We start from the raw sequence: 25,893 nt of genomic DNA, 5'->3' as shown, positions 1-25,893 counted from the left end.
TTCGTCTTACTCCGCTGCGATTAGTGGTACGCGTGCCATATCAGGGTTAATTTCCCGGCGCGCCATTTTGATGAAATCGCTAACACCATTTAAATAACTATCTGGCAGTTTATCCCAGCTGTTGGTTTGACGGTTCCAGTGCCAGGCATTGTTGCCATCCAGTGACATCGCCATCAGAGCCAGACGCCCCAGGTGAACATAATCCACCGTCAGTTCATTGCCAGCCAGGTTCAGAGTACCCTGGAATGAAGCTAGCTCAGAACCGTAACCGGCCTCAATGCTGTAAGCTTCCATAATCTGGCGGTACTGCTCAGACAATTGCACATCAGAGCGGGCCATGGAATCACGTAAGCGCTCAACACGCTCCATACGGCGCTCAGTGCGAAGCGGAATATCGTTTTTAACGAATTCTTCCAACGCATCAATCATTTTAAACATCAAAGGTACCGTGCCACGGCGGGTATCTTCAAGGGTATCGATTTGACGTTGGATGGAGTTGATTTGACGCTGTTGATCATTGACCAGAGTCTGCAGGAAGTCATTGTATACTTTCAGGCTATCGGTTTGATCAACGACTTGACGATATTGGCCAAGCAACTCTTGGGTTTGTTCGTAGATGGTGTTGATGCGTTCCTGTGACCGCACTGCTTCACGGACGATCTGGCTATTTTCCTGATGAATTTGCTCTAAGCCGGAATTCGCCATCGCTCCGCCGGAAAAGGCGAAGACACCGGCAAAAGCCGATGCGATAAGACTTTTACTCATTTTATTGTTAAGCATAGTTCCCAACCAATAATTGCTGATTAACGTAACCTGGAGTTTTAGGGCTTATCTCATACTACCCTACAGTCAATGGCAGTAAGCACTTCAAGCCATTGCATCGACCACGAATAGAGAGCCCTGGTTAGAGGGTAAACCAACTGCATCATTGCAGCTAAAAAGCCCATTGTCAATACGACAACGGGCTTTGGCATGAATTCAAACAGTGCTTATTTATGCAGCTTTTAGCGTCATTTATGCGCTGTTAAAGCTCTGCTTTTTTTATTGTCAAACTTTATTAAATTAAACGAGCAAAAAAGCAGCGACCTACTATTTAATTGTAGAAGTCCACCATCTTTTCCAAACTGATGGGCTTGAGCTTGCTGGCGTTTCCTGCAGTACCAAAAGCTTCATAACGAGCCACGCAAATCTCGGTCATGGCTTTGGTGGATACCTGCAGGAATTTGCGAGGGTCAAACTCAGCCGGATGCTGCGCCAAAAAGCGCCGAATCGCTCCGGTAGATGCCAGACGCAGATCGGTATCGATATTCACTTTGCGAACACCGTGCTTGATACCTTCAAGGATCTGCTCAACCGGTACACCGTAGGTTTCCGGGATCTCACCACCAAACTCGTTGATGACTTTCAGCCACTCTTGCGGCACCGACGACGAACCATGCATTACCAGATGGGTATTGGGAATTTTGGCATGAATAGCTTTGATCCGATCGATGGCAAGAATATCGCCTGTTGGCGGCCGGCTGAACTTGTAAGCACCATGCGAGGTGCCACAGGCAATGGCCAAGGCATCCACACCGGTGGCTTTCACAAACTCAAAGGCTTCATCCGGATCGGTCAGCATTTGCTCGTGGGTGAGTACCCCTTCCGCGCCAATGCCGTCTTCCTCACCGGCAGTGCCGGTTTCCAATGAGCCTAAACAGCCCAGTTCGCCCTCGACGGAAACACCACAGGCATGGGCAATATCGACCACACTCTTGGTAACCGCAACGTTGTAGTCGTAATCCATCGGTGTTTTGCCATCTTCACCCAAGGAGCCATCCATCATTACAGATGAAAAACCCAGCTGGATAGAGCGCTGGCACACAGCCATCGAGGTGCCATGATCCTGATGCATTACCACCGGGATATGGGGAAACTCTTCCACCGCTGCCAGGATCAGGTGACGCAGAAAAGGCGCACCAGCGTATTTACGCGCCCCGGCAGATGCCTGCACAATGACCGGGCTATCGGTTTGATCCGCAGCCAGCATAATAGCGCGCATTTGCTCCAGATTGTTGACATTAAATGCTGGTACTCCATAACCATGCTCTGCAGCATGATCCAGCATCTGACGTAATGAAATAAGTGCCATGAGATCCTCTCTCTGTTAGGGTACAAAGTTATCAATGCTCTTTGAGCTTATGGTTGTAATGTTTTAAAGCGCTGACCGCGCCCGTTCTTCCAGTATAGCGACTGCTGGCAGGGTTTTGCCTTCCAGGAATTCCAGGAAAGCACCACCACCAGTCGAAATGTACGAAATTCTGTCCGCAATGCCGTATTTATCAATGGCAGCTAAGGTATCACCACCGCCAGCAATAGAAAATGCCGGGCTATCAGCAATGGCTTTAGCAATGGCTTCGGTTCCAGCGGCAAACTGATCGAACTCAAATACACCCACCGGGCCATTCCAGACAATGGTGCCGGCATTTTTCAGCAACTTAACCAAAGCAGCTGTAGTCACGGGCCCGATATCAAATACCATATCATCGCTGGCAATCTCATTCACGGCTTTCAGTTCTGCGGCTGTATCGGCACTAAATGCTTTGCCGGTTTTCACATCCGATGGAACCGGGATGCTGGCACCTCGCTTCTCTGCTGCAGCCATCAAGCGTTTGGCTTCCGGAATCAACTCATCTTCACACAAGGACTTGCCAACACCATGGCCTGAGGCGGCAATAAAAGTATTGGCAATACCACCGCCAACAATCAGTTGATCGACCACGCCAGATAATGATTCCAGCACAGTGAGTTTGGTCGACACCTTAGAGCCACCAACAATGGCAACCAGCGGCCGTTTTGGATTTTGCAGCGCTTTAGCCAGGGCATCCAGTTCGTTCGCCAGCAAAGGGCCGGCACAAGCAACAGGCGCATATTTGGCAACGCCATGGGTAGAAGCCTGAGCCCGGTGCGCCGTGCCAAAGGCATCCATCACAAAGATATCGCACAATGCCGCCAGCTTTTGTGCCAGTGCATCATCGTTTTTCTTCTCACCGGCGTTAAAGCGGACGTTTTCAAATACCACCAGCTCGCCTGGCTTGGCATCCACTCCGTCCAGATAATCGCGCGCTAAACGTACCGGAACCGTCAGAGCTTGTTGCAACCAGGCCACCACCGGCTGCATCGAAGCCTCTTCACTGTAAACGCCTTCTTCCGGCCGGCCCAGATGTGACATCACCATCACAGCAGCCCCTTGGGCTAAGGCCAGTTCAATGGTGGGTAACGCCGCTCTTAAACGAGCATCAGACGTCACGGCACCGTCTTTCACCGGTACATTCAAGTCTTCCCGGATCAGCACTCGCTTGCCGGCAAGATCCAGCTTGGTCATCTGTATCACTGTCATCTGTTTCTCCCTATGAAATAAATTGTCTTAGCAGGCCATCATGGCTCTGGCTGTATCCAGCATCCGATGGGCAAAGCCCCATTCGTTGTCACACCATAGCAAACACTTTACCAGCCGTTTGTGACTGACCCGGGTCAGGGAGCCATCAACGATGCAGGAGTGTGCATTGTGATTAAAATCCACCGACACCAATGGCTCTTCGGTGTAATCCAAAATACCGGCCAGCTGCGCCTTGCCGGCGCGTTGCAACACCTGATTGATTGCGGCTGGGTTTACATCCTGATGCAAGGTAAGACTGACATCCATCGCCGTGACATTGACCGTTGGCACCCGCACAGCAATGGCTTCAAAGCGCCCGGCCAATTGCGGCAAAATACGCTCAATGCCGAGCGCTAACTTGGTATCGACCGGAATGATGGATTGACTGGCCGCTCTGGTGCGGCGTAAATCGGTATGGTAAGCATCGATCACCTGTTGATCATGCATCGACGCATGGATGGTGGTGATGGTGCCACTTTCAATGCCATAGGCATCGTCCAGCAGTTGCAACACCGGCACCACACAATTGGTGGTGCAGGAACCATTGGAAACGATCTGCATCGCTGGCGTCAGGTGTTGCTGATTGATACCAAAAATCACCGTAGCGTCAACATCGGCATCGGCCGGATGTGAAAACAGCACCTTTTTGGCACCGGCTTCCAGATGCCAGCTGGCATGCTGCCTGGAATGAAACACTCCGGTGCACTCCAGCACCACATCAATGCCCAGCTCTTGCCAGGGCAGTTCAGAAGGATCCGCTTCGGCAAAGAGCTTGATCACATCGCCATTCACACTGATGCCCTGCTCCACCCGCTCGACCACAGCAGCAAAGCGACCATGTGAGGTGTCGTACTTTAATAGATGTGCCACCCCTTTGGCATCGGCCAGCTCATTGATGGCTACCACCTGAATATCTTGCCGACCCGATTCGTACAACGCACGGACAATGTTACGGCCAATACGACCGAAGCCATTGATAGCAACACGAATAGGTTCTTGCACACTGGGCATCCGTTTCATGCTCCTTAGAAAAAAGGACAGCCCGGGCTGTCCTTGTTTTATCACTGGGTCAATAGTTCGCGGGCAGCAGCCAGCACCTTGTCACTGGTGATGCCAAAGTAAGCAAACAACTGCTCGGCAGGCGCCGACTCACCGAAGCCGGTCATGCCAATGACTTTGCCGTTCAAACCCACGTACTTGTACCAGCCATCCATAATACCCGCCTCTACGGCGATACGACGGCTGACAGCAGCCGGCAGTACCTGCTCGCGGTAGCTGGCATCCTGCGCATCAAATACATCCGTCGATGGCATCGATACCACTCGTACCTTGCGGCCTTCTTGCTGCAGTTGCTGCGCAGTACTCATCGCCAGTTGCACCTCTGAGCCGGTCGCCATCAGGATAAGTTCCGGTGTACCTGCACAATCCAGCAACACATAACCACCCCGGCGAATCGCTGCCAGTTGCTCTGTATTGCGCTCTTGCTGTGGTAAGCCCTGACGGGTAAAGATCAAGCTGGTTGGGCCTTCCGTGCGTTCAATGGCCGCTTGCCAGGCAACGGCGGATTCGACCTGGTCGCATGGACGCCAGTTCATCAGGTTTGGCGTGGCACGCAGTGCCGCCAATTGCTCCACCGGCTGGTGAGTCGGGCCATCTTCGCCCAAACCAATGGAGTCGTGGGTGTACACAAAGATCACTCGCTGCTTCATCAGCGCAGCCATCCGCACCGCGTTACGGGCGTATTCCATAAACATTAAGAAGGTAGCACCGTACGGCACAAAGCCACCATGCAACGCAATACCATTCATAATGGCCGACATGCCAAATTCGCGCACACCGTAATAAATGTAGTTGCCACTGGCATCATTGTGCGTTAGTGGCTTTGAACCTGACCAAATGGTCAGGTTGGAGCCGGCCAAATCGGCCGATCCACCCATAAATTCAGGCAATAAAGGACCAAAGGCATTCAGCGCATTTTGCGACGCTTTGCGTGTTGCAACGTTCGCTGGGTTCGCTTGCAGTTGTTCGATGTAAGCAGCACTTTGCTCGGTCCAGTTGGCAGGCAGCTCGCCACTGGTACGACGCTCAAACTCAGCGGCTAATTCAGGATGAGCAGCGCGGTAAGCAGCCAGTTTTTGTTGCCAGCTTTGTTCTGCTAACTGACCTTTGGCTTTTGCATCCCATTCGGCGTAAATATCGGCCGGAATTTCAAAAGGCGCATGCGGCCATTGCAAAAATTCGCGGCTGGCAGCAATTTCAGCATCGCCCAGTGGCGCACCGTGGCAATCATGGCTGCCGCCTTTATTCGGTGCACCATAACCAATTACGGTTTTGCAGCAAATAAGGGTTGGTTTGCCGGTTTCAGCCTGCGCCTGTTCAATGGCGGCTTTGACCGCAGCCGCGTCATGGCCATCCACCGACTCAATCACCTGCCAGCCATAGGCTTTGAAGCGTGCTGGCGTATCGTCAGTAAACCAACCTTCGACTTCGCCATCAATGGAAATACCATTGTCGTCCCAGAAGGCAATCAGTTTACCCAAGGCTAAAGTGCCGGCCAGCGAGCAAGCTTCGTGCGATATACCTTCCATCAGACAGCCATCGCCCAGGAACACATAAGTAAAGTGATCGACCAAATCATGGCCTGGCCGGTTAAACTGGGCCGCCAGCGATTTCTCCGCAATGGCCATGCCCACCGCATTGGTAATGCCCTGACCAAGCGGGCCTGTGGTGGTTTCTACGCCAGGAGCGTAGCCATACTCCGGGTGACCGGGTGTTTTAGAATGCAACTGTCGGAATTGTTTTAAATCGTCAATGCCAAGCTCGTAACCTGATAAATGCAACAACGAATACAGCAACATGGAGCCATGGCCGTTCGACAGCACAAAACGATCACGATCAGCCCAATTTGGATTCTCTGGATTGTGCTTTAAGAAATCACGCCACAGCACTTCAGCAATATCCGCCATGCCCATAGGGGCACCCGGATGGCCTGAATTGGCTTTTTGAACCGCATCCATGCTAAGCGCACGAATAGCGTTGGCGAGTTGTTTACGAGAAGGCATGCTAACTCCTGGGTAGTTGGTAAAAATTGACTTGAGTCATGGCAAAACCATCACTCTGAGTAGTGCTGTTATACCGTGAGTATGCAACAGGGTCTGACTGCCCTGCTTTTTGTGCTGCGTATTTTCGCCCAGCCATCGGCCAATGGCAAATTTAAATCACACCCCTGGCCGTTAAAACGCTCCTTCAACGTCAATCCTGTGCCTGCCAATACAGCGTCAAAGACGTCTGGCCGTCAATTTTTCCTAGCCAAGACTGATCGATTTCACTAAAATAGCCGTTATAACTCGGCACCCGCACTGGAGAACTCCTTTGCAGCGGGCGCTTTGTATTTAACTTTTTGATGGATAACAGGCCCATGGCACAACATATCTTTACTTCTGAATCCGTATCCGAAGGGCATCCGGATAAAATCGCCGATCAGATCTCTGATGCGGTGCTGGATGCCATTCTGGCACAAGATCCAAAAGCGCGGGTTGCCTGCGAAACTTTCGTTAAAACCGGTATGGTGCTGGTGGGTGGTGAAATCAGTACCAGCGCCTGGGTCGATATTGAAGAACTGACCCGCAAAACTGTACGCGAAATTGGTTATGTGCATTCCGATATGGGCTTTGATGCCGACTCCTGTGCTGTACTCAATGCTATTGGTAAGCAATCACCGGATATCAATCAGGGGGTTGATCGCGCCGATCCAAAAGAACAAGGTGCCGGCGATCAGGGCCTGATGTTTGGCTACGCCAGCAACGAAACCGACGTGCTGATGCCAGCGCCAATCACCTATTCGCATCGTCTGGTGCAGCGCCAGGCACAGGTGCGTAAGAATGGTACCCTGCCCTGGTTACGCCCGGATGCTAAATCTCAGCTCAGCTTTATCTATGAAGATGGCAAGCCGGTAGGTATTGATGCGGTGGTATTATCCACCCAGCATTGCGATACCATCAGCACCGACGATCTGCGCGAAGCCGTGATGGAAGAAATCATCAAACCGGTACTGCCTGGCGAGTGGCTCACCAGCAACACCAAGTTTTTCATTAACCCAACCGGCCGTTTTGTAATTGGTGGTCCCATGGGCGACTGTGGTCTGACTGGCCGTAAAATCATTGTCGATACCTATGGCGGCATGGCTCGTCACGGCGGTGGTGCTTTCTCTGGTAAAGATCCATCCAAGGTAGATCGCTCGGCGGCTTACGCAGCCCGTTATGTGGCAAAAAATATTGTAGCTGCAGGTTTGGCCGATCGCTGTGAAATTCAGGTATCTTATGCCATTGGGGTGGCCGAACCTACCTCCATCAGTGTTGAAACCTTTGGCACCAGCAAGCTGGAAGAAAGTCAGTTGATTGGTTTAATCCGTGAGCATTTTGATCTGCGCCCATACGGCCTGATTGATATGCTGCAACTAGAGCGTCCTATTTACCTGCCAACCGCAGCCTATGGTCACTTTGGTCGCGATGAGTTCCCATGGGAGCAAACCAACAAAGCTGAAGCGCTACGTCAATACGCCAAATAAGCCCGTATAAACACACTTAAGGAGAGCTCAGGCTCTCCTTTTTTCTGGCTTCAGTACCAGTAAAGGTACACAGTCAACAGTTTCACCAAACTGTTTTTTGTGTATGATAAGGCAGCCTTGTCTGAGAACTGATGTTCAGACCGCTATCACAATCAAAGTTTCAGGGGAACATGGCGCACGCTCGCCCCATAAAAATTACAAGGAAAACCTATGTCCGCACAACAGGCCGCTCCAGCTGAAAAGCAGAGCATGCTCAATCGCGCTCTGAACGCGATTGAAGTGGTCGGGAATAAACTGCCCGATCCGGCTATTTTATTTGCCCTCTTGATGGTATTTGTCTGGGTCGCTTCCTGGCTGCTGTCTGGCGTCAGCTTTAATGAAGTGGATCCCCGTACTGGCGAATCCATTCAAATTGCCAACCTGCTGGCAGGCAGTTCGCTCACAGAATTTACCTCCCGCATGGTCAATACCTTCGTTACCTTTGCTCCTCTGGGAATTGTGCTGGTAGCCATGCTCGGTCTGGGTGTTTCTGAGCATACCGGCTTTATTAATGCAGGCCTTCGGTCTATTTTAAGTGTCACACCCAAAATGCTGCTTACCCCTGTGCTGATTGCGGTAGGTATTCTCAGTCATGTCGCGGTCGATGCCGGCTATGTACTGGTGATCCCACTGGGAGCCGTGATTTTCTACGCAGCGGGCCGCCATCCGTTGGCTGGTATTGCCGCCGCTTTTGCCGGCGTGTCTGGCGGCTTTTCCGCAACTTTCTTTATTCCATCCAGCCTGGACCCGATGCTGGCTGCCTTTACCCAGGAAGCGGTGAATTTATCCGCCCATCCGGCGGCAGCCGATCTGGTGATCAACCCGCTAAACAACTTTTACTTCACCACGGCTTCCACCTTCCTGGTGATTCTGGTTGGCTGGTTCCTGACCGATAAAGTGATTGAACCACGGCTGAAAAACACTCAGGTAGATGCCGATGCGGCCGACTTACCAGTGATGGATGAGCTGAGCAGCCGTGAGAAAAAAGGTTTGATGTGGGCTGCCTTTTCTATGGTAGCTGCTTTTGTTTTGCTGGTGATTTCCGCCCTGCCGGAAGGCTCTGCCTGGCGCACCGACACAGGTGAACTGGCCGATGCAGCGGCGCCACTGATGCGCTCTATCGTGTCATTGATCTTTATTTTCTTTTTAATTCCGGGCGTCGTCTACGGCTATGTCGCTGGTACAGTGAGAAGCCACCGCGATGTCGTTGAAGGCATGAGTAAAGCCATGAGCGGTATGGGCTATTACATAGTGATGGCCTTTTTCTGTGCTCAGTTTATCTATGCTTTTGGCCAGTCCAACCTGGGAGCTTTGATGGCCATTAAAGGCGCCAACTGGTTAAAAGAAATGGCCTTCCCGATGGGCTTTACCCTGATTGGCATCGTGCTGCTGACCGGTTTTGTCAATCTGATGGTCGGCTCTGCTTCCGCCAAGTGGGCTTTAATTGGCGCCATCATGGTGCCGATGCTGATGGAGCTGGGCGTATCACCAGACTTAACTCAGGCTGCTTATCGAGTGGGTGACTCCAGTACCAACATCATTACGCCACTGCTGCCTTATTTCCCACTGATCGTGGTGTTCTGCCAGAAATACGTCAAATCCAGTGGTATTGGTACCCTCATCTCCCTGATGCTACCCTTTACCGTGACCCTGCTGGTTTGCTGGACCGCTTTCCTGTTGTTGTTCTGGGGCTTTGATATCCCACTCGGTGTCGGAGCCAGCCATAGTTTCCCGGCAAAATAAGCGATCGCTTGCCGAATACCTTTTAGCCACTAAACCCGCTACGGCGGGTTTTTCTTTGGCTATGCGCTGCAAATTGCTACCATAGAGTAATTCGCACTAACCTTAACATCCTATGCGCATACCCAGAATCTTTGTCGACTTACCACTGAATACCTCGTCTTTGTCTTTACCTGACGAAGCCGCCGCTCACGTTGGCCGGGTGCTAAGAATGCAACCAGGTGATGCCTTGCAGCTATTTAATGGTGATGGCAAAAATTACTCAGCCCAGATTGAGCACCTCAGCAAAAAGCAAGTGCAGGTCTCTGTTACCAGTTCAGAGCCAAATGCAACCGAGTCCAACCTACACTTGCATTTGGGGCAAGTGATCTCGCGTGGCGACCGGATGGACTTTGCCATCCAAAAAGCAGTGGAGCTAGGGGTAAGTGCTATAACACCTTTATTTTCAGAACGCTGTGGCGTGAAGCTGGATGGTGAGCGTTTGGAAAAAAAGCAGCAGCAATGGCAAAAAATTGTGCATTCTGCCTGCGAGCAATCAGGCCGCAGCCAGGTACCTGAGATCCAACCAGCATTACCACTGGCAAGCTGGCTGGCCGAACCAACAAAAGATGTGAAGCTGACCTTGCATCCGTGGGCCAGCGACACCATAAAGACATTAGCGCCAGCCCAAAGCATTCGCCTGATGATTGGCCCTGAAGGTGGTTTTAGTGAGCAGGAAATGGCAGCTGCGCTGGCAGCTGGTTATCTGGGCATTCGGCTTGGCCCTCGTGTATTACGTACCGAAACAGCTGCCCTAACGGCCATCAGTGCCCTGCAGCTGCAATTTGGCGATCTCGCCTGAGGATCTTATGACAGCACTTAGTATCGGTATTGTGATGGACCCCATTGCGGACATCACTATCAAAAAAGACACCAGTTTTGCCATGCTGCTGGAAGCTCAGCGCCGTGGCTACACCATCCATTACATGGAAATGGCAGACTTGTATCTGCTGGAAGGACAAGCCAGGGCTCGTACCCGGCTGTTAATGGTAGAAGAAGATCCAACCAACTGGTACCAGTTTGGGCAACAACAAGATATTGCATTAGGGGATTTAGACGCCATCCTGATGCGTAAAGATCCGCCCTTTGATACCGAGTACATCTACGCTACCTACATGCTGGAGCTGGCCGAGCAACAAGGCTGTTTAATTGTCAACAAACCGCAAAGCCTGCGCGATGCCAATGAAAAGCTTTACACCAGTTGGTTTAGCCAATACACCCCTAAAACGCTGGTAAGCCGCGACTCAGCCCGGCTCAAAGCCTTCTGGCAACAGCATCAGGATGTCATCATCAAGCCACTTGATGGTATGGGCGGCGCTTCGATTTTCCGTCTGAAAGCCGATGATCCAAATGTTGGCGTGGTACTGGAAACCCTGACCGGCCACAACAGCCGTTATGCCATGGCGCAACAATTTGTGCCGGCCATCAGCGAGGGTGACAAACGCATTTTAATGGTCAATGGCGAGCCTATCCCCTATGTGCTGGCCAGGATCCCAGCCAAGGGTGAAACTCGTGGTAATTTAGCTGCCGGCGGCCGTGGTGAAGTGCGGCCACTGAGCGACACTGATCGTGCCATTGCCGAAGCGGTGGGCCCAACGTTAAAAGCCAAAGGACTTATTTTTGTAGGTTTGGATATAATTGGTGATAAACTTACAGAGATCAATGTCACCAGCCCCACCTGTGTACGGGAAATTGAAGCCGAAGCTCCCGTGCATATCACTGGTCAGTTGTTTGATGCCATCGAACAACTGCTCGGTCAATGAAGTACCTGGTCTGTTCCCTGCCAACAATAAGGTCGGCAGGTAGCGAATGAAGGAGCGCAGCATGAATACCTTTGAGCATCACTTTTTGATTGCTATGCCATCGCTGCAAGACCCATTTTTCCAACGCAGCGTGACCTATATCTGTGAACACAATGCCGAGGGTGCCATGGGCATCGTCATCAATCACCCACTAAAAGCAACTATAGGCGATTTACTGCAACAACTGGATATCGAGTACGACCCAAAAAATCCGATCACAGAACAAGCCGTCTGTGCCGGTGGCCCTGTACAGGCTGATCGCGGCTTTGTGCTGCACAAAGCACAGCCAGGCTATCTAAGCAGTATGCAACTGGACGATGATCTGATGATCACCACGTCTAAAGATATCCTGCAAAACCTGACTACTAGCGAAGGCCCGGACAAGTTTTTATTGGCTTTGGGGTATGCCGGCTGGGTGGCCGGTCAACTGGAGCAGGAAATCGCCGATAACTCCTGGCTGGTGATCCCAGCCGATAGCAGCATCATTTTTGACCTGGCCCATGCCTACAAATGGCAGGCAGCCACCAAAAAAATGGGCATTGAAACCTGGCAACTGAGCAGTACCGCAGGACATGCTTAATGAGTACAGATAAACACCGCTCAGTATTAACCTTTGATTACGGCACCAAAAGCATTGGCGTTGCTATCGGTCAGGAACTGACCGGCAGCGCCAGTGTACTGGCTGCTTTGAGGGCCCGCGATGGTATTCCTGATTGGGACCAGATTGAAAAACTGCTTAAGGAGTGGCAACCGGATCTGTTACTGGTTGGCCTGCCACTGAATATGGATGGCACAGAACAAGAGTTTACCGTGCGCACCCGCAAGTTTGCCAATCGCCTGCATGGACGCTTTGGGCTGCCAGTAGAACTGCATGACGAGCGTCTTACCACTGCCGATGCCAGACAACAACTCTTTGCTGAAGGTGGCTTTCGTAACCTCAGTAAGGACAAAGTCGATAGCGTCTCGGCGGTGCTTATTTTTGAGAGCTGGTATGAAAACCAGGCCTGACAATCCCCTTATTCAGCCTGGCTATTACCAACACTACAAAGGCCCTTATTATCAGGTGCTGGATGTAGCCCGTCACAGCGAAACTGAAGAATGGCTGGTTATCTACCGGCCACTGTATGATGCATCATCACTGTGGGCCCGGCCACTAGCGATGTTCAGTGAACAAGTGCAATACCAAGGTACACAGCTACCTCGTTTTCGCTACCTGGGCGATACCCCTCCAGCCTGACTCTTGCAACCTGCGGCATTGACCGAAAATCCCTTTATTTAGCCGCTCATCACTTTTCTTCCAGCTGTTTTTTTGCACATGACTATCATTTGTGGCATCTACTGCAGCGATTGTAAAAAATCGTTACCAATTTTAATTTAGCTGGTTGCAAGGAGAATGCTATGTTTGATGCGACTGAGTGGGCACACGTACTGGAGCAAAGTAACCTGATCTTTTTGCTTTGGTTTGTCCCCCTGTTTTTAGCGATTTATTTTATCCCGACCCTATTGGCGTTGATTTTTAATCGCCGCCATCTTGGCAAAATAGCCATCGCCAATATTCCGGCGGGTTTTTCTATGCTTGCCTGGTTTGCCCTGATGGGGGTTGCCATTAGTGGGAAATTGTTAGCATCAAAACAAGGAGCGAAAAATGAGTAAAACAATGTCACAGGGGCTACTGGATATCTACGTAGCACCCAAGCAATTATTAGATGCTCTGCCAGCAAAGAAAGGCTGGAGCTGGCTTCCTTTTATCCTGCTGCTGGTTAGCAGTGCTTTTGCTTCCTGGTGGCTTTTTCAGGGCATGAGCCCAGAGTGGCTGGTAGAACAGCAAATCGCTGCCAGCGCTCACAAGATGACACCAGCAGAGATAGAGCAAAGCCGGGCACTCTTCGGTCAAATGGCCGACAAAATGCCACTTATTGCCTTAGGCAGCGCTATCGTGATGACGCCCATCATACTGGCTTTACTCGCACTCTACCTCATGTTGGTGGGGAACCCTGGCACCAAACGCGCTTACGGTGACTGGTATGCACTGGCAGTATGGAGCTACATGCCCTATTTGCTGGTGATGCTTGGACTGATGGTGTTGATTGCCGTAAGCAACGATCCCAATCTGCCACTTAATGCGGCTAACTTTTTGTCTATCAATCAACTGCTGCTGGGCCTGCAACCTGGCGATGCCTGGTTTGCCTGGGCAGATAACCTGAACTTAATTTACTTCTGGATGGTTGGTTTGATGGCCACTGGTTTACACAGCTGGAGCGGCTATTCGCCGGTTAAAAGTACCTTACTCGCGGCGCTACCATTGTTGATTATTTTTGGTCTTTGGGCTGTCTTTATCTGACTTAGTTGGGGCAACTATGAAAAAGTTGGTTATTTTACTGCTGATTGCTACGCTGCTGGCTGGACTGGTAGCTCTTAGCAAATACCGGCAATCGCAACAAGCTATTAGCGTCAGTACTGTGCTGGTAACCGAAGGTGCTTTAGCCGATAGCATTCTTGCCTCGGGCAACCTGGAGTTTAATACTCAGATCCAGATTCGTTCCGAAGTCACCGGCCGGGTGCTGGAAGTACTGGTAGAAGAAGGTGATACGGTAGCAAAAGGCCAGATGCTGATGCGGTTGGATCCCACGGCTTTTGAAGCCGATGTCAACCGCAGCCGCGCCATGGTGCGCAGTCAACAGATTGATATTGAACGGGCCAAAGCACAACTAGCTGATTTACAGCGGCAGTTTTCCCGGCAACAACAACTGCATCAAACCGGTCTGGTGCAACAGGAAACCATCGATAGTCTGCAGAGCCAACTGGATATTGCTCACATTAATATAGCTGCCGCCAAAGCAACATTAGAGCAAGGCAAAGCCAGCCTTGCCATGGCAGAAGATAACCTCAGTAAAACTATCTACCGCTCCCCAATTGCTGGCTTGCTTTCTACCGTCGATATCAAGCCAGGTGAAACCGTAATTGCCGGCAGCACCAATATTATTGGCTCACCTTTAATGACACTGGCCGATCCCAGCGCCATTCTGGCAGAGCTTCGGGTTGATGAAGCCGATATTGCCAATGTCCACCTTGGGCAGCGAGCAGAGACTTTCGCCGCTGCTTACCCGCATCAGGCCATTCCCGGCGAGGTTATTCAAATAGCCACCTCAGCCCGTAATATGAACCAAAGCCAAAGCCTGTCATTTCGGGTAAAAGTGCTGCTTGAGCCGGGGGACATTGCCCTGTATCCAGGCATGAGTTGCCGGGCTGAAATTATTTTATCGGAGCAAGATGCCGGCATACAGGTACCCATTGCAGCAATACAGCAGGATGGTGATAGCGCCTTTGTCTGGAAGGTAGAAAATGGACAAGCCAATAAGCAGCCTGTGACACTTGGGCTTGCCACCGATATTGCTCAGGAGATTCTGTCTGGCTTAACCGTGGGAGAGCAGGTGATTATTGGCCCGGCCCGTACTCTGCTGCGAATTCAGGATGGCAGCCGCATTAATGCCAGCCTGCAGGAGCCATAAGATGCCAGCATCTGTGATTGAGTTGCAGCAAGTCAGTAAAAGCTACCCTATGGCTGGTGAGACCTTTTACGCTTTGCAGCACATTAACCTGAGTATTGCTGAAAACGATTATGTCGCCATTATCGGCCCTTCCGGTTCCGGCAAATCTACCCTGATGAATATTCTTGGTTGCCTGGATACTCCCAGCAATGGCCACTATCAGTTGGCAGGTCGGGATGTCTCCACCCTGAACGAAGCAGCATTGGCAGCACTGCGCAATGAAGCCGTAGGGTTTATTTTCCAAAGTTTTAATCTGTTGCCAAGAGCCACTGTGCTAGCCAATGTCATGCAGCCTTTGGTGTACCGAATCATGAGCAATAAAAAACGACAGGCTATGGCACTCGACGCTTTGCAACGGGTTGGGTTGGCCAATAAAACCGGCCACTTCCCCAACCAGTTGTCCGGTGGCCAGCGCCAGCGGGTTGCTATTGCCAGAGCTTTGGTGACCAAACCACGTATTTTGTTAGGCGATGAGCCAACCGGTAACCTGGACAGCAAAACCAGCAGAGAAATCATGGCGCTGTTCGATCAACTGCATCAGGAAGGCCATACCATTATTCTGGTCACGCACGAGCAAGACATTGCCGATCACTGTCAGCGGGTTATCCGGCTGGTCGATGGCGAGGTCGAACAGGATGTGCGCAATGAACAAGGAGCACGCTTGCATGTTTAAGTTAATTCATGCCAGTTTTGAAGGCAGTAAAGCTGCTTTTTCCTCCATTCGGGCTCATGCATTGCGCAGTGCCCTGACAACTCTGGGTATTATTATCGGTGTAGCCGCTGTTATTACGGTGGTAGCCATTATGCAAGGCCTTAGCCACAGCATCACCAGCCAACTGGATGATTTAGGCAGCGATATGGTGACCTTGCGGGCCTACACCCCTACCAACCAGCAAATGCTGGGAAACTTTAACTACTTGCATCATGATGATTTTCTGGTCTTGAAAAACCGGGTGCATCAGGTCGAAGATATGACCGCTACCATGCAAGCCTTTAGCATGGGCTCACAGGTGTACTATGGCCGCAACAGCACTCAAACCCAGATCATCGGTACCGACAGCAGCTATCAGAATGTCGTACGGGTCTATCCGGAGCTGGGCCGGTTTTTATCAGCCAGCGATGATGACCGTAGGCGGCGGGTGGCTTTTATTGGCGTGTCGCTGATCCAAAAACTGGATCTGCCCGCCAACCCGGTGGGGGAATTTATCAACTTATCCGGCGACTGGTTTCGCATTATTGGTGTGGCTGAAGCGAGAGGCAGTCTGTTTGGCTTTGATCAGGATAACTACATCATTGCCCCTTTCAGTACCATTCGGGCATTAAATGGTGAGCGGGCAGCGCGTAACATTGATATCTTGTTTCGTCCTGCTGCAGGTGCAGATCCAGAGCAAGTGCAACAACAAATGCGTACCATCCTCAGGCAGCGGCATAAACTGCAAACCGATGAGCCGGACCCTTTTGAATTTGTCAGCGCCGAGCGAATGATAGAGCAATTTAATACCATCACCCGCAGCATTACGCTGGTGGCTGGTGGTGTGGTCGGCATCAGTCTGTTGGTCGGTGGTATTGGGGTTATGAATATTATGCTGGTGTCGGTCACCGAGCGCACCCGTGAAATAGGCATTGTGAAGGCGCTGGGCGCAACGCCGCAATTTATCCTGCTGCAGTTTTTGGTGGAAGCTTTGGTACTGTCTTTATTTGGCGGTATTATCGGCCTGGCACTTGGGGCTGGTATTGCCAGCTTTATTGGTTTAATGTTACCTGCCATGCCAGATGCCTTGATCCCGCTATGGGCCATACTCCTGTCAATTGGTTTTACCACCCTGATAGGAGTGGTTTTTGGCCTGGCCCCGGCCATTAAAGCATCCCGATTAAACCCTATAGACGCCTTACGTTATGAATAACCCAAGCTCTATCTGGCAACACCACTGGCAGCTGTGCTGGCAAAGCAGTAAGCCGTACCGGCTTGGCCAGGCGCTCACTTTTGTGCTGTTCCTGTTGTTTTATATGCTCTATACCTTGCCTTTTTTCCAGGTTGAACAGCCGGAGTTGGTGCTCATCTTTTTTATTCGCTTCCTGCTGGAAGCCAGTGTCTTTGTGATCCTGAGTCATTTTCTACTACGACCACCACTGAAAATTCATTACCAGCGCGGGTTTTCTCTGTCTGCGCTACTTCAGCTGTCAGGCTGGCTTTGTCTGGCGGCACTGCTGTTGGCCACTGTGAGTACTTTTGCATCCTATCTTCCGGCTCTAAGTAAAACCGATATGCAACAAATCACTCTGGTGCAAAAAGATAGTATTGAAGGCCTGCAGATGCAGTTTACATTAACCACGCTCATGATCATGATGTGGTTGATGTACCTTAGTTTGTTTCTCTTTTGGAGCTTAATTTATCTGGGCTGGCAAATGCTGCAAAGCCGCAAAGCGCTGCAGCAGGAAATGCAGCAAGCCCGTTTGCAGCAACTGACGAATCAGCTAAGCCCACATTTTTTGTTCAATACCTTAAACAGCATACGGGCGCTGATTTTTGAAGACCAGCACAAAGCCGCCGATACCCTGACACAGCTATCGGAATTATTCCGGGTGCATTTGCAAGCCCATCTGCGCCCCACCAGCAGCTTACAAGAAGAGTGGCAGCTGTGTCAGACCTATCTGCATATTGAGCAAATCCGCCTGGAGCAGCGGCTGCAACTTAGTGTCCAGATAGATGATAGTCTGCTGCAACAGCCTTTACCTACCCTGATGCTGCTGACCATGCTGGAGAATGCTATCAAGCATGGTATTAGCCCAAATCCGGAGCCTGGCTTTATTGAATTAATCGCACGCCGGCAGAAAAGCCACTGGCAACTGTCGCTGCGAAACAGCGTCGGAGCCCAATCCAACCAAAGCTCTACCGGTACCGGATTAAACAATTGCCGCAAACGACTGCAACTGATGCATGGCGATAAAGCCCGGATTGAGCTTGAACAAAGCAGTACTTTCTTCCACCTTACGTTGGAGTTGCCTTATGCTACGCACCCTGATCGTTGACGATGAGCGATTGGCCCGCAGCGAATTAAAACGTTTGCTAAAAGCTCACCCGGAGTGTCAGCTTATTGGTGAAGCAGCCAATGCCAAAGAGGCCCACCAGTATCTGCAACAGGAGGAGCTGGACCTGGTTTTTCTGGATATTCAAATGCCGGAAGTCACAGGTCTGGAACTGGCGGCAACCCTGCCAGCACAGATCCGCTTTGTATTTTGCACCGCCTATGACAGCTATGCGCTGGATGCCTTTGGCCTGAATGCGGTCGATTATCTGCTTAAACCCATAGCACCAGCACGGCTGGCTCACACCATGCAACGCTTACTGGCAGACAAACAACCAGAAGCCAGCAACCCTGCAAGCAACCAGCACTATCTGCCCGAACAGCATGGTATCTTGCTGAAGTTTGGCGACATTAACCGTATTGTGCGGCTGCATGAAATTGTCCGCTTTGAAAGTATTGGCAATCATGCAGCTGTCTATACGCCGCACGGCAAAAGCTTTCTGCACAGCTCACTGGCTCGTATCGAACAAAAGCTAAACCCGGAGCATTTCTTTAAAGTCAGCCGCTCCGATATCATCCGTATTGATGCCATCGCTCATATTGAACCCGGCATGGCAGCGGGCAGTCTGTTGGCAGTACTCAATGATGGCCAGCAGATTGAAGTCAGCCGGCGTCAGGCACAGCAACTCAAGCAATGGTTTTCGGCGTTCTAAAGCCAGACTGCACAAAATATCACCACTTCATATGATGCAGCGCAAAGCAATTCTGGCAGTTTTTGCTATACCTACTAGTCCATCAACGACAAATTGACCGGAGTAGCAGCATGCCAAAGCAGCATCAACGAATGGGGTGCATTATTCTGGCCGGAGGTAAAGGCAATCGCCTGCGCCCCCTGACCAGTCACTGCGCCAAACCTGCTATTCCATTTGCCGGTCATTACCGGGTGATTGATTTTGTGCTCAGCAACTGCATTAACTCAGAGTGCGATGAGATTTGGGTGTTGGGTCAGTATCAGGTTGATGGGTTGCATCATTACCTGCATCAACAGTGGTCCAAACACCGCTGCCCAGCCGATATGCACCTGGTGAAAACCCGGGATACGCAATTACCAGGCACTGCAGGGGCGATTTACCAGGAATTGCAGCAACTGGAGCACAGCCTGGCCACTCACTTATTGGTGCTAAGCGCTGATCACATTTACAAAATGGATTTCCGTCCCCTGCTGGAGTTTCACCTGGCACAGGATGCCGGCATGACCATAGCGGCCATGCCGGTACCACTGGCGCTGGCACCACACTTTGGGGTGCTGGCGATGGATGATAACCACCATCTGACGGCTTTTTACGAGAAACCGGCCTTGCATCAAATCTGCCATCTGGCCGATGCCAACGGTATGGTGCTGGTATCCATGGGCAACTACTTGTTTAATCGTTCTTGTTTATTTAACGCCTTGCTGGACGATGCCGAGCACCCCTTATCCAGTCACGACTTTGGCAACGACATTATCCCCAGCCTCTTTCGGCATGAGACTGTGTGCGTTTACGACTTTTCCAATCACCTGATCCCTGGTGAAACCAAGCCTTACTGGCGGGATGTCGGCACCCAAGATGCATTCTTCCAGGCGCATATGGATTTACTGGGAGCAAACCCGGCCGTGCGACTGCACAATGAGCATTGGCCGGTCTTTGGTAAAGAACCGGTGGCACCCAGCTATTTTGCTGGTTCGGAAAAAAGCAGTATTCAGGACAGTCTGATAGGTGCTGGTTGCGAGCTGTCGGCTGCCAGCATCCGGCATTCGGTCATTGGCAGCCATTGCCGCATTCATCAGGGTGCAGAGCTGGAGGATTGTGTGCTGCTGGGGCAGATTGAAGTGGGTGCCAACAGCAAATTACGAAAAGTGATTGTCACTGAGAACTGCCGTATTGCTGAACACAGCAGCATAGGTTTCAATGCCCGGCTCGATAGTCAGCGCTATCAGCGACTGCCATCCGGGCTGGTGATCGTCAGTAGCAGTCAGCTAGGTATCAGCACTTTGCATGATCTGCACTAGCCAGCATGCTGGCGGTACCACTCGCCAATAATCAAGGCTGCCGCTACACTCACATTCAACGATTCAACCTGATCTGTGCCGGGGATCCGCAGCAGGGTATCGGCTTTTTGTGCCACCGCTTTGGAAACACCAAACATCTCTTCGCCAAACACCATCACCGCTTTGGCTGGCAAAGTCGCTTGATACAAAGACTCGCCCTGGTGACTGGAGGTGCTCATCAACTGATAACCAGCCTGACGGCACAGCAGCAGCGCTTCAGGTAGCTTTTCACAGTGCACCGCCTGCACAAACTCGGCGCCACCGGCTGCAGTGCGTACCGACGCACCCGAATACAGCAACTGCGCCTCCGGCAACAGGATGGCTTTGACACCAAAATGGGCGCAGGTACGGGCAATGGCCCCCAGGTTGTGCGGGTTACTGACGCCATCCATCGCCAGGATCAAATCACTGTTGGCGTCTTTTTGCTGACGCAGGTAACGATGCAGCGGCAACGACTCGGGTTGCTGCACCAGCATCACAATACCACCATGGTGCTGACTACCAGCCAGCTTATCCAACTCGGCATCCTCCACCAGGTGATAAGCCTTTTTGGCTTTGGCCAGGTACTTCATCATGGCGGCACATTTTGGCGCCTGCTGTTGATTCAGATACAACCGGATAATGGCTTCCGGCCGCCTGGCAAACAGCACCTGACAGGCTTTTTCACCATAAATTTTTTGCTCGGCCGCCCTTGGCGATACCGCCCGCTCTGGCGCTGCTTTCGCTGTTCTGGCAGCCGCTGGCTGCGTAGGCCGCTTGTTTTTTTGGGAGGCATTTTTGCTGGATTTCTCGGCCCAGGGTTTTGCGCTCTTGGCTCGCGCGGGGCGGGCAGCAGGACGTTTGGAAGAGGGGGCGCCGGACATAAACAACCTTGCGATGCATAAAAAACGCTATTGTAGCAGCTGGCATGACAAAACCACCAGAACAGAGTATGCTAGCGCCCCCTTTTTATCACTGGTTGTTTGCCATGCTCAGCTATCGCCACAGCTTTCATGCCGGCAACTTCGCCGATGTGCTAAAACATCTGGTGCAGGTTGCTATTCTTGAGTACCTAAAGCGCAAAGATAAGCCGTTTTGTTACCACGACACCCACTCAGGTGCCGGCCTGTACAGCCTGAGCGGCGAGCATGCCAGCAAAACCGGCGAGTACCAGAGCGGTATCGGGCTGTTATTCAACCAGGCGGTGCCAACCGCATTGGAAGATGGCCCGGTAGGACGTTATCTGCGTCTGTTGCACCAACTGAACCCGGACGGTGCGCTGGAGTTTTATCCGGGCTCGCCATCCATTGCCGCTCAGTTACTCAGACCGCAGGATGCGCTGCAACTGACCGAGCTGCACCCAACCGATTACGGCTTGCTGAGCCAGCATCTGGGCAAACGCAAACACAGCCGGATTGAAAAAATGGACGCCTGGGCCGGGATCAAAGCCATGCTGCCGCCATTGGCTCGACGCGGTCTGGTATTGATCGACCCACCCTATGAACTGAGCCATGAGTACGATGACGTGGTCAAAGGTCTGCAACTTGCCCTGCAGCGATTTGCCACCGGTTGCTACGCCATCTGGTACCCGGTGATTGACCGGGCTCATATCGAGCGTTTTGTGGCCCAGGTTGCCGCCCTGCCAGTGACAGACCTGCTGCGGATTGAGTGGTGCCCGAAAGCAGACAGCACAGGTTTTGGCATGACTGGCAGCGGAATGCTGGTCATCAACCCGCCCTATCTGCTGGCAGAGCAATGCCGGGCCTTTCTACCCTGGCTGCAACAACAACTGGGCGATGCCGGCCCGGCTCAGGTCACTCAATTGATTGCGGAGGCATAACCGAATGCGTGTTTTATGGGGACTCTTTGTACTGCTATTTTCCGGCGCCAGCCTGGCTTTTGGTCAGATTGGCCATCGCATGATTTGCGAACTGGCCTATGAGCAACTGTCTGTCAGCCAGCAACAACGGCTGGATGGGTTGCTGGCGCATACCGACTTTGACAGCTTTCCGCCTGCCTGCGTTTGGGCCGATCAACTGCGTGGCCAGGAGCAATACGATTTTGCAAGGCCGCATCATTACGTCAATATCCGCCGGCAAGACCAGGCCGTGAGCATGGAGCATTGCCCGGACTATGGCTGTGTACTCTCGGCCATTCACGATCACTATGCCTTGTTGCAACAAGACAGCCAGTCAGCCAAAGCAGCTGAGTCGCTGAAGTTTCTTAGTCACTTTGTCGGTGACTTGCACCAACCCTTGCATGTCGGCTACGATTTTGACCGCGGCGGCAACGACATCGGGGTAATTTTTATGGGGGAAGTACGCAACCTGCATGGCATCTGGGATACCGGTATCTTGCTGCAGCTGGGCTTTCGCGATTACCAGGCCAGCATCGACCGGTTACGCCCACGCCTGAATGAAACCAACTTGCAGCAATGGCAACAAGGCGATGTACTGGACTGGGCCAATGAGTCGGTTGTCATTGTGCAACAGATCTATGCAGAGCATCAACCTGGCAAACCTTTGGATGAACGTTACGCCCTGCATCATCAGCACACCATCGAAACCCGCTTGCTGCAAGCTGCTGCCCGGCTGGCTTGGCTGCTGCAGCAACTTTGGCCAGAGCCTGAGACAAATTAACCTGCGATAGCAGGGAATAACAGTCCCCTGCCCGCCTTGCTTTGCGGGCAGTGCAATACCTGCTCAGTGGCCCGGATCGCCAAAACCTGACCCGTTGCCGCCAACTCCAACTCTACCCACTGCGTGCCTCCATAAGTTGGGATGCTTTGCCCCAGCTGCAATTGGGCTACCAACTCCTTGCTTAGATTCAATTGCAATTCATCACAAATCGTCAGTTGCCAACTGGCTTCCTGCTGCTGCAACTGCGCTGTGCGGGTATGAATAACATGGCCTCGCTGCAATTGTTCCTGCTGACGTTGCCACAGCTGCTGCAACCGCTCTTCCCGCACGGCCTGGCTGGTAAGCACGGCTCTGGGCTCCGCCAGTCGGTGATACTGCACCTGCTGGTAATCCGCACTGGCCGTCAGTTCAATCTGATACAAGTCAGAGCTGGGGGACCACTGCATCCAACTTAACAACAGCAGCATGGCAGCACAGCCCATCACCAACTGTGAGAGTTGCCACCAGCTTCGCCAGGCTGCAGGTGTTTTATCCTTGGCTTCGCACTCTGCAATCAGTTGGCGCTTAAAAGCTGCTGGCATCTTATGCCCGTGTTTAGCCTGTTGATACAATGACTGCAGCGCGTCATGCTCTGAAGGTGTCTGCTTACTCATTAGACTCTCCCAAACGCGACTGCAAGAAGCGACGCGCATAACGTAGCCGGCTTTTCACCGTTTCTTCCAACTCACTGGTGATACCCGCAATTTGTTCAATTGAAAACCCTTCCAGTTGCAACATCAATGCTTCCCGCTGCAAGAATGGCAAGAATCGCAAGGCTTGCTCAAAACGCTGCTGCCGCCCTTCAGGCCAGCACTGCGGTGTTGCAGGCTCAGGCAACAGTTCCGGGCAAAGCGACGATTGCCAACGTTGCTGGCGCTTCAGCTCATCCAGTAAGGTATGACGCGCTATACTAAACAGCCAGGTTTTGAAGCGACTGTCAGCCCGAAAGTTGTGCCGTTTTTCCATCACTTTCAGCCAGGTTTGCTGGCAAATATCCTGCGCCAGCACAGGATCGGACTGACGCAGTAAAAAATGATACAGATCGTCACCACATTGCTGAATTAAGCCTTCCAACCATTTTGCGGCACCCGTTTTTTGATAATGCTGCATCAAACTATCAGGGCAGGAAGTCATCTCCCAGGGAGCTGAAAACGACAGCATAGGCACACTCCTCTTACCAGTCTGCTAACTACAGCTTAGTCTGCCTGTAAATTAAAATCGAGCTGCACTTGCAGGTTAGTTTGCTTAACCGCTTTGCCAGCAATGATTTTTGGTTGATACCTCCACCGCCGTAAGGCTCGGATAGCTTCCCGGTTAAATACATTCGCCGGCTCTGCCGCCAACACTTCCACATCCTGCACATTGCCGGTTTCATCCACGGAAAAACGCAACTGCACCCAGCCACTGATGCCCTGGCGTGCAGCCTCCACTGGGTATCTGGGCTCTACCCGAACCAGAGGATTGGCACTGCCATCTCTCATACCCACCCCATCCCGGCTTGGCGGATCCACTTTGAATCGCTCAAGACCTGGCGTAAAACGTGAGGTCAGATCCACCAACTGCTCTGTTGGCTCAGTGGTAAAGGTCATTGTCTCGGGTTGGGTCATTTCTGGCCGTTCCGGCAAGGGTTGCCGTAGCACCGTTGGCTGCTCTTCCGGCGTTTTAAACATAGCTACAGGGATACTTGGTGCCGGCTCAGGCCGCTCACCGATCGGCGCTTTGATGAGATTGTGCATCAGTAAAAAAAGACCAAAAGTCACACTAATCGCACTCATGCAACAGATGGTAAAACGGGATACATTGCTTACAACCGGATGTTCTGAATACGTGCAGCTCGTCATAATAAACTCCTCAGGGTGGTGTTAATACTTAGACGACTGAGGAGTCCAGAGGGGGTTAAATTTTTTTAACGGATCCAGCCCTGATGAATGCGCTTAAAGGTTTCGGTACCGGCACATTCCAGCCATTCAAAGGCCAGCATTTCGCGGTTAATAATGACAGCGCCAGCTTGTTGCATCCGCTGCAATCCTTGTTGTTTATGCAAGGGTTCGCGCGAGCCTACCGCATCGTCTACCACATACAGCTGAAAGCCTGCCGCCAACATATCCAGCACGCTTTGCAGCACACAGACATGGGTTTCAGTACCCAGCACAATGATCTGCTTACGCTCTAATTCAGTGATCCTTTGCCGTATGGCCGTTTCTTTGTAGGCACTAAAATGCATTTTCTCCAGCACCGCATCATCGGGCAGCAGCTCCGCCAATACCGGGACCGTATGGCCTAAACCGGCCGGGTATTGCTCGGTAGCCAAAATCGGCACATCCAGCTGAAGGGCAACTTGCAGCACCCAGGCCGCTGCATTTTCCACCTCTCGGTTATCGGCAATGGCCGGTGCCAGTCGCTGTTGAATATCAATCAGCAGCACCAGACTTTGGTCACGGTCTATCAGCATAGCGTTCTCCAGGGCAAGTATTCGAATAGAGTGACAAAGCCAGCGCCCTGTTGCCAGTCGACCTTGGTCGTAGCAGCGATTGACGAGAGAATTAGCTCTGACCGCGCCACTGGGCGAAACACTCGGACTCGTCTTTGTCTTTATTCAGCAGCAAGCGGGCCAGTACTTTATCGGCCTGCCCCTCCTCACCCGATAAACCAATCCAGGCTTCGACATAATCCCCATCAGCAAGCGCCACCGGGTACAAATCTTCCCAGCTGTCATCCGGTGTTTTTAAATCGACAAAACCCCGGCTCAGATGCTGTTGCTGGTAGTCGGTGTAATCGGCTGGACTCAGGTTGTCTGAAGCCAGCGCTTCAAAGATATCAAAGGCATGATCGCACAGCTCATCCAGCGACCACTGCAAGTTATCTGACATAATGATTTTCCAAAGAATTGCTCTATCGCTATGATAGCAAGTTTCCCGGCAAGGCACAGCCTGATACTATAGACATATTGTTGTTGCTTTGAAAAACC

At 51.8% G+C, this 25,893-nt stretch carries 28 protein-coding genes; 17 read left to right on the top strand and 11 right to left on the bottom strand.

The window, feature by feature from the left end:
- Positions 1-6 precede the first annotated feature (6 nt).
- From QWF21_RS01335 to tkt, 5 genes are all read right to left on the bottom strand, one after another.
- A complete protein-coding gene (locus tag QWF21_RS01335) occupies positions 7-765 on the bottom strand; it encodes a DUF3450 domain-containing protein (RefSeq protein WP_330086232.1) in 759 nt (252 codons plus the stop codon).
- A gap of 328 nt (positions 766-1,093) precedes the next feature.
- A complete protein-coding gene (fba, locus tag QWF21_RS01330; protein ID WP_330086231.1) occupies positions 1,094-2,131 on the bottom strand; it encodes a class II fructose-bisphosphate aldolase in 1,038 nt (345 codons plus the stop codon).
- 63 nt (positions 2,132-2,194) lie between these two features.
- Positions 2,195-3,379 carry a phosphoglycerate kinase gene (locus QWF21_RS01325; protein WP_330086230.1) on the bottom strand — a complete coding sequence of 395 codons (1,185 nt, stop codon included), beginning with the start codon at positions 3,377-3,379 and terminating at the stop codon, positions 2,195-2,197.
- Between the two features lie 27 nt (positions 3,380-3,406).
- Positions 3,407-4,438 carry an erythrose-4-phosphate dehydrogenase gene (epd, locus tag QWF21_RS01320; RefSeq protein ID WP_330086229.1) on the bottom strand — a complete coding sequence of 344 codons (1,032 nt, stop codon included), beginning with the start codon at positions 4,436-4,438 and terminating at the stop codon, positions 3,407-3,409.
- Between the two features lie 41 nt (positions 4,439-4,479).
- On the bottom strand, positions 4,480-6,480 hold the full coding sequence (gene tkt / locus QWF21_RS01315; protein ID WP_330086228.1) for a transketolase: 2,001 nt from the start codon (positions 6,478-6,480) through the stop codon (positions 4,480-4,482).
- 356 nt (positions 6,481-6,836) lie between these two features.
- Between tkt and metK the strand changes: the two genes are divergently transcribed.
- The 15 genes from metK (at position 6,837) to QWF21_RS01240 (ending at position 20,229) form a co-directional block, all read left to right on the top strand.
- Positions 6,837-7,985, top strand: a complete 1,149-nt coding sequence (metK, locus tag QWF21_RS01310) for a methionine adenosyltransferase (RefSeq protein ID WP_330086227.1) — start codon at positions 6,837-6,839, stop codon at positions 7,983-7,985.
- Positions 7,986-8,195: 210 nt separating this feature from the next.
- On the top strand, positions 8,196-9,767 hold the full coding sequence (locus QWF21_RS01305) for an AbgT family transporter (RefSeq protein WP_330086226.1): 1,572 nt from the start codon (positions 8,196-8,198) through the stop codon (positions 9,765-9,767).
- A gap of 112 nt (positions 9,768-9,879) precedes the next feature.
- On the top strand, positions 9,880-10,605 hold the full coding sequence (rsmE, locus tag QWF21_RS01300; RefSeq protein ID WP_330086225.1) for a 16S rRNA (uracil(1498)-N(3))-methyltransferase: 726 nt from the start codon (positions 9,880-9,882) through the stop codon (positions 10,603-10,605).
- Positions 10,606-10,612: 7 nt separating this feature from the next.
- Entirely contained in the window at positions 10,613-11,566 is a 954-nt protein-coding gene (gene gshB / locus QWF21_RS01295; protein WP_330086224.1) for a glutathione synthase, read from the top strand.
- 61 nt (positions 11,567-11,627) lie between these two features.
- Entirely contained in the window at positions 11,628-12,185 is a 558-nt protein-coding gene (locus QWF21_RS01290; RefSeq protein ID WP_330086223.1) for a YqgE/AlgH family protein, read from the top strand.
- Positions 12,185-12,613: a Holliday junction resolvase RuvX gene (gene ruvX, locus QWF21_RS01285; RefSeq protein WP_330086222.1), complete on the top strand. Its 429-nt coding sequence runs from the start codon at positions 12,185-12,187 to the stop codon at positions 12,611-12,613. Before QWF21_RS01290 ends, ruvX begins: the two co-directional genes overlap by 1 nt.
- The gene (locus QWF21_RS01280) at positions 12,597-12,842 is read left to right on the top strand and encodes a DUF1653 domain-containing protein (protein ID WP_330086221.1); all 246 of its coding nucleotides are present in this window, start codon (positions 12,597-12,599) and stop codon (positions 12,840-12,842) included. Before ruvX ends, QWF21_RS01280 begins: the two co-directional genes overlap by 17 nt.
- A 161-nt stretch (positions 12,843-13,003) precedes the next feature.
- Complete coding sequence (locus QWF21_RS01275) at positions 13,004-13,258, top strand: superinfection immunity protein (RefSeq protein WP_330086220.1); 255 nt, start codon at positions 13,004-13,006, stop codon at positions 13,256-13,258.
- On the top strand, positions 13,251-13,946 hold the full coding sequence (locus QWF21_RS01270; protein WP_330086219.1) for a YIP1 family protein: 696 nt from the start codon (positions 13,251-13,253) through the stop codon (positions 13,944-13,946). Before QWF21_RS01275 ends, QWF21_RS01270 begins: the two co-directional genes overlap by 8 nt.
- A 16-nt stretch (positions 13,947-13,962) precedes the next feature.
- Positions 13,963-15,114 carry an efflux RND transporter periplasmic adaptor subunit gene (locus tag QWF21_RS01265; protein WP_330086218.1) on the top strand — a complete coding sequence of 384 codons (1,152 nt, stop codon included), beginning with the start codon at positions 13,963-13,965 and terminating at the stop codon, positions 15,112-15,114.
- Position 15,115: 1 nt separating this feature from the next.
- Positions 15,116-15,826 (top strand): ABC transporter ATP-binding protein, encoded by a 711-nt coding sequence (locus tag QWF21_RS01260; RefSeq protein ID WP_330086217.1) that lies wholly within the window; start codon positions 15,116-15,118, stop codon positions 15,824-15,826.
- A complete protein-coding gene (locus QWF21_RS01255; RefSeq protein WP_330086216.1) occupies positions 15,819-17,057 on the top strand; it encodes an ABC transporter permease in 1,239 nt (412 codons plus the stop codon). Before QWF21_RS01260 ends, QWF21_RS01255 begins: the two co-directional genes overlap by 8 nt.
- Complete coding sequence (locus QWF21_RS01250) at positions 17,050-18,183, top strand: sensor histidine kinase (protein WP_330086215.1); 1,134 nt, start codon at positions 17,050-17,052, stop codon at positions 18,181-18,183. The genes QWF21_RS01255 and QWF21_RS01250 overlap by 8 nt, the downstream gene beginning before the upstream one ends.
- The gene (locus QWF21_RS01245; RefSeq protein WP_330086214.1) at positions 18,161-18,892 is read left to right on the top strand and encodes a LytR/AlgR family response regulator transcription factor; all 732 of its coding nucleotides are present in this window, start codon (positions 18,161-18,163) and stop codon (positions 18,890-18,892) included. The genes QWF21_RS01250 and QWF21_RS01245 overlap by 23 nt, the downstream gene beginning before the upstream one ends.
- 110 nt (positions 18,893-19,002) lie before the next feature.
- Positions 19,003-20,229 carry a sugar phosphate nucleotidyltransferase gene (locus QWF21_RS01240; RefSeq protein ID WP_330086213.1) on the top strand — a complete coding sequence of 409 codons (1,227 nt, stop codon included), beginning with the start codon at positions 19,003-19,005 and terminating at the stop codon, positions 20,227-20,229.
- On the opposite strand, the gene QWF21_RS01235 is transcribed toward QWF21_RS01240, so the two are convergent.
- Entirely contained in the window at positions 20,226-21,131 is a 906-nt protein-coding gene (locus tag QWF21_RS01235) for a tRNA/rRNA methyltransferase (protein WP_330086212.1), read from the bottom strand. The two genes, QWF21_RS01240 and QWF21_RS01235, sit on opposite strands and share 4 nt — an antisense overlap.
- Positions 21,132-21,235: 104 nt before the next feature.
- On the opposite strand from QWF21_RS01235, the gene QWF21_RS01230 reads away from it, so the two are divergent.
- Entirely contained in the window at positions 21,236-22,087 is an 852-nt protein-coding gene (locus tag QWF21_RS01230; protein WP_330086401.1) for a 23S rRNA (adenine(2030)-N(6))-methyltransferase RlmJ, read from the top strand.
- 4 nt (positions 22,088-22,091) lie between these two features.
- Positions 22,092-22,886 (top strand): S1/P1 nuclease, encoded by a 795-nt coding sequence (locus QWF21_RS01225; RefSeq protein WP_330086211.1) that lies wholly within the window; start codon positions 22,092-22,094, stop codon positions 22,884-22,886.
- On the opposite strand, the gene QWF21_RS01220 is transcribed toward QWF21_RS01225, so the two are convergent.
- The 5 genes from QWF21_RS01220 to QWF21_RS01200 all read right to left on the bottom strand — a co-directional run bounded on the left by QWF21_RS01220 (position 22,883) and on the right by QWF21_RS01200 (position 25,795).
- Positions 22,883-23,539, bottom strand: a complete 657-nt coding sequence (locus tag QWF21_RS01220) for a hypothetical protein (protein ID WP_330086210.1) — start codon at positions 23,537-23,539, stop codon at positions 22,883-22,885. The two genes, QWF21_RS01225 and QWF21_RS01220, sit on opposite strands and share 4 nt — an antisense overlap.
- Positions 23,532-24,086, bottom strand: coding sequence for an RNA polymerase sigma factor (locus QWF21_RS01215; protein ID WP_330086209.1), 555 nt, complete (start codon positions 24,084-24,086; stop codon positions 23,532-23,534). The genes QWF21_RS01220 and QWF21_RS01215 overlap by 8 nt, the downstream gene beginning before the upstream one ends.
- A 35-nt stretch (positions 24,087-24,121) precedes the next feature.
- Positions 24,122-24,766, bottom strand: a complete 645-nt coding sequence (locus QWF21_RS01210; protein WP_330086208.1) for a TonB family protein — start codon at positions 24,764-24,766, stop codon at positions 24,122-24,124.
- 65 nt (positions 24,767-24,831) lie between these two features.
- Positions 24,832-25,377: a hydrolase gene (locus QWF21_RS01205; protein WP_330086207.1), complete on the bottom strand. Its 546-nt coding sequence runs from the start codon at positions 25,375-25,377 to the stop codon at positions 24,832-24,834.
- 91 nt (positions 25,378-25,468) lie between these two features.
- The gene (locus QWF21_RS01200; RefSeq protein WP_330086206.1) at positions 25,469-25,795 is read right to left on the bottom strand and encodes a DUF440 family protein; all 327 of its coding nucleotides are present in this window, start codon (positions 25,793-25,795) and stop codon (positions 25,469-25,471) included.
- Positions 25,796-25,893: the final 98 nt, after the last annotated feature.

Origin of the sequence: Alkalimonas mucilaginosa (genome assembly GCF_036327005.1) — a bacterium.
Classification (GTDB): Bacteria; Pseudomonadota; Gammaproteobacteria; order Enterobacterales; family Alteromonadaceae; genus Alkalimonas; species Alkalimonas mucilaginosa.
Note: the sequence above shows the minus strand (reverse complement) of the source record. Positions and strands in the feature narration are given on the sequence as shown.

Bases quoted from the DNA above. Each gene is read 5' to 3' on its own strand.
- tkt (WP_330086228.1), bottom strand. From the start codon at position 6,480: ATGCCTTCTCGTAAACAACTCGCCAACGCTATTCGTGCGCTTAGCATG.
- QWF21_RS01210 (WP_330086208.1), bottom strand. From the start codon at position 24,766: ATGACGAGCTGCACGTATTCAGAACATCCGGTTGTAAGCAATGTATCC.
- QWF21_RS01270 (WP_330086219.1), top strand. From the start codon at position 13,251: ATGAGTAAAACAATGTCACAGGGGCTACTGGATATCTACGTAGCACCC.
- gshB (WP_330086224.1), top strand. From the start codon at position 10,613: ATGACAGCACTTAGTATCGGTATTGTGATGGACCCCATTGCGGACATC.
- QWF21_RS01280 (WP_330086221.1), top strand. From the start codon at position 12,597: ATGAAAACCAGGCCTGACAATCCCCTTATTCAGCCTGGCTATTACCAA.
- QWF21_RS01250 (WP_330086215.1), top strand. From the start codon at position 17,050: ATGAATAACCCAAGCTCTATCTGGCAACACCACTGGCAGCTGTGCTGG.
- epd (WP_330086229.1), bottom strand. From the start codon at position 4,438: ATGAAACGGATGCCCAGTGTGCAAGAACCTATTCGTGTTGCTATCAAT.
- QWF21_RS01240 (WP_330086213.1), top strand. From the start codon at position 19,003: ATGCCAAAGCAGCATCAACGAATGGGGTGCATTATTCTGGCCGGAGGT.
- QWF21_RS01200 (WP_330086206.1), bottom strand. From the start codon at position 25,795: ATGTCAGATAACTTGCAGTGGTCGCTGGATGAGCTGTGCGATCATGCC.
- QWF21_RS01325 (WP_330086230.1), bottom strand. From the start codon at position 3,379: ATGACAGTGATACAGATGACCAAGCTGGATCTTGCCGGCAAGCGAGTG.
- QWF21_RS01265 (WP_330086218.1), top strand. From the start codon at position 13,963: ATGAAAAAGTTGGTTATTTTACTGCTGATTGCTACGCTGCTGGCTGGA.
- QWF21_RS01305 (WP_330086226.1), top strand. From the start codon at position 8,196: ATGTCCGCACAACAGGCCGCTCCAGCTGAAAAGCAGAGCATGCTCAAT.
- QWF21_RS01215 (WP_330086209.1), bottom strand. From the start codon at position 24,086: ATGCTGTCGTTTTCAGCTCCCTGGGAGATGACTTCCTGCCCTGATAGT.
- QWF21_RS01275 (WP_330086220.1), top strand. From the start codon at position 13,004: ATGTTTGATGCGACTGAGTGGGCACACGTACTGGAGCAAAGTAACCTG.
- metK (WP_330086227.1), top strand. From the start codon at position 6,837: ATGGCACAACATATCTTTACTTCTGAATCCGTATCCGAAGGGCATCCG.
- fba (WP_330086231.1), bottom strand. From the start codon at position 2,131: ATGGCACTTATTTCATTACGTCAGATGCTGGATCATGCTGCAGAGCAT.
- QWF21_RS01335 (WP_330086232.1), bottom strand. From the start codon at position 765: ATGAGTAAAAGTCTTATCGCATCGGCTTTTGCCGGTGTCTTCGCCTTT.
- ruvX (WP_330086222.1), top strand. From the start codon at position 12,185: ATGAGTACAGATAAACACCGCTCAGTATTAACCTTTGATTACGGCACC.
- QWF21_RS01235 (WP_330086212.1), bottom strand. From the start codon at position 21,131: ATGTCCGGCGCCCCCTCTTCCAAACGTCCTGCTGCCCGCCCCGCGCGA.
- QWF21_RS01230 (WP_330086401.1), top strand. From the start codon at position 21,236: ATGCTCAGCTATCGCCACAGCTTTCATGCCGGCAACTTCGCCGATGTG.
- QWF21_RS01245 (WP_330086214.1), top strand. From the start codon at position 18,161: ATGCTACGCACCCTGATCGTTGACGATGAGCGATTGGCCCGCAGCGAA.
- QWF21_RS01220 (WP_330086210.1), bottom strand. From the start codon at position 23,539: ATGAGTAAGCAGACACCTTCAGAGCATGACGCGCTGCAGTCATTGTAT.
- QWF21_RS01255 (WP_330086216.1), top strand. From the start codon at position 15,819: ATGTTTAAGTTAATTCATGCCAGTTTTGAAGGCAGTAAAGCTGCTTTT.
- QWF21_RS01205 (WP_330086207.1), bottom strand. From the start codon at position 25,377: ATGCTGATAGACCGTGACCAAAGTCTGGTGCTGCTGATTGATATTCAA.
- QWF21_RS01290 (WP_330086223.1), top strand. From the start codon at position 11,628: ATGAATACCTTTGAGCATCACTTTTTGATTGCTATGCCATCGCTGCAA.
- rsmE (WP_330086225.1), top strand. From the start codon at position 9,880: ATGCGCATACCCAGAATCTTTGTCGACTTACCACTGAATACCTCGTCT.
- QWF21_RS01225 (WP_330086211.1), top strand. From the start codon at position 22,092: ATGCGTGTTTTATGGGGACTCTTTGTACTGCTATTTTCCGGCGCCAGC.
- QWF21_RS01260 (WP_330086217.1), top strand. From the start codon at position 15,116: ATGCCAGCATCTGTGATTGAGTTGCAGCAAGTCAGTAAAAGCTACCCT.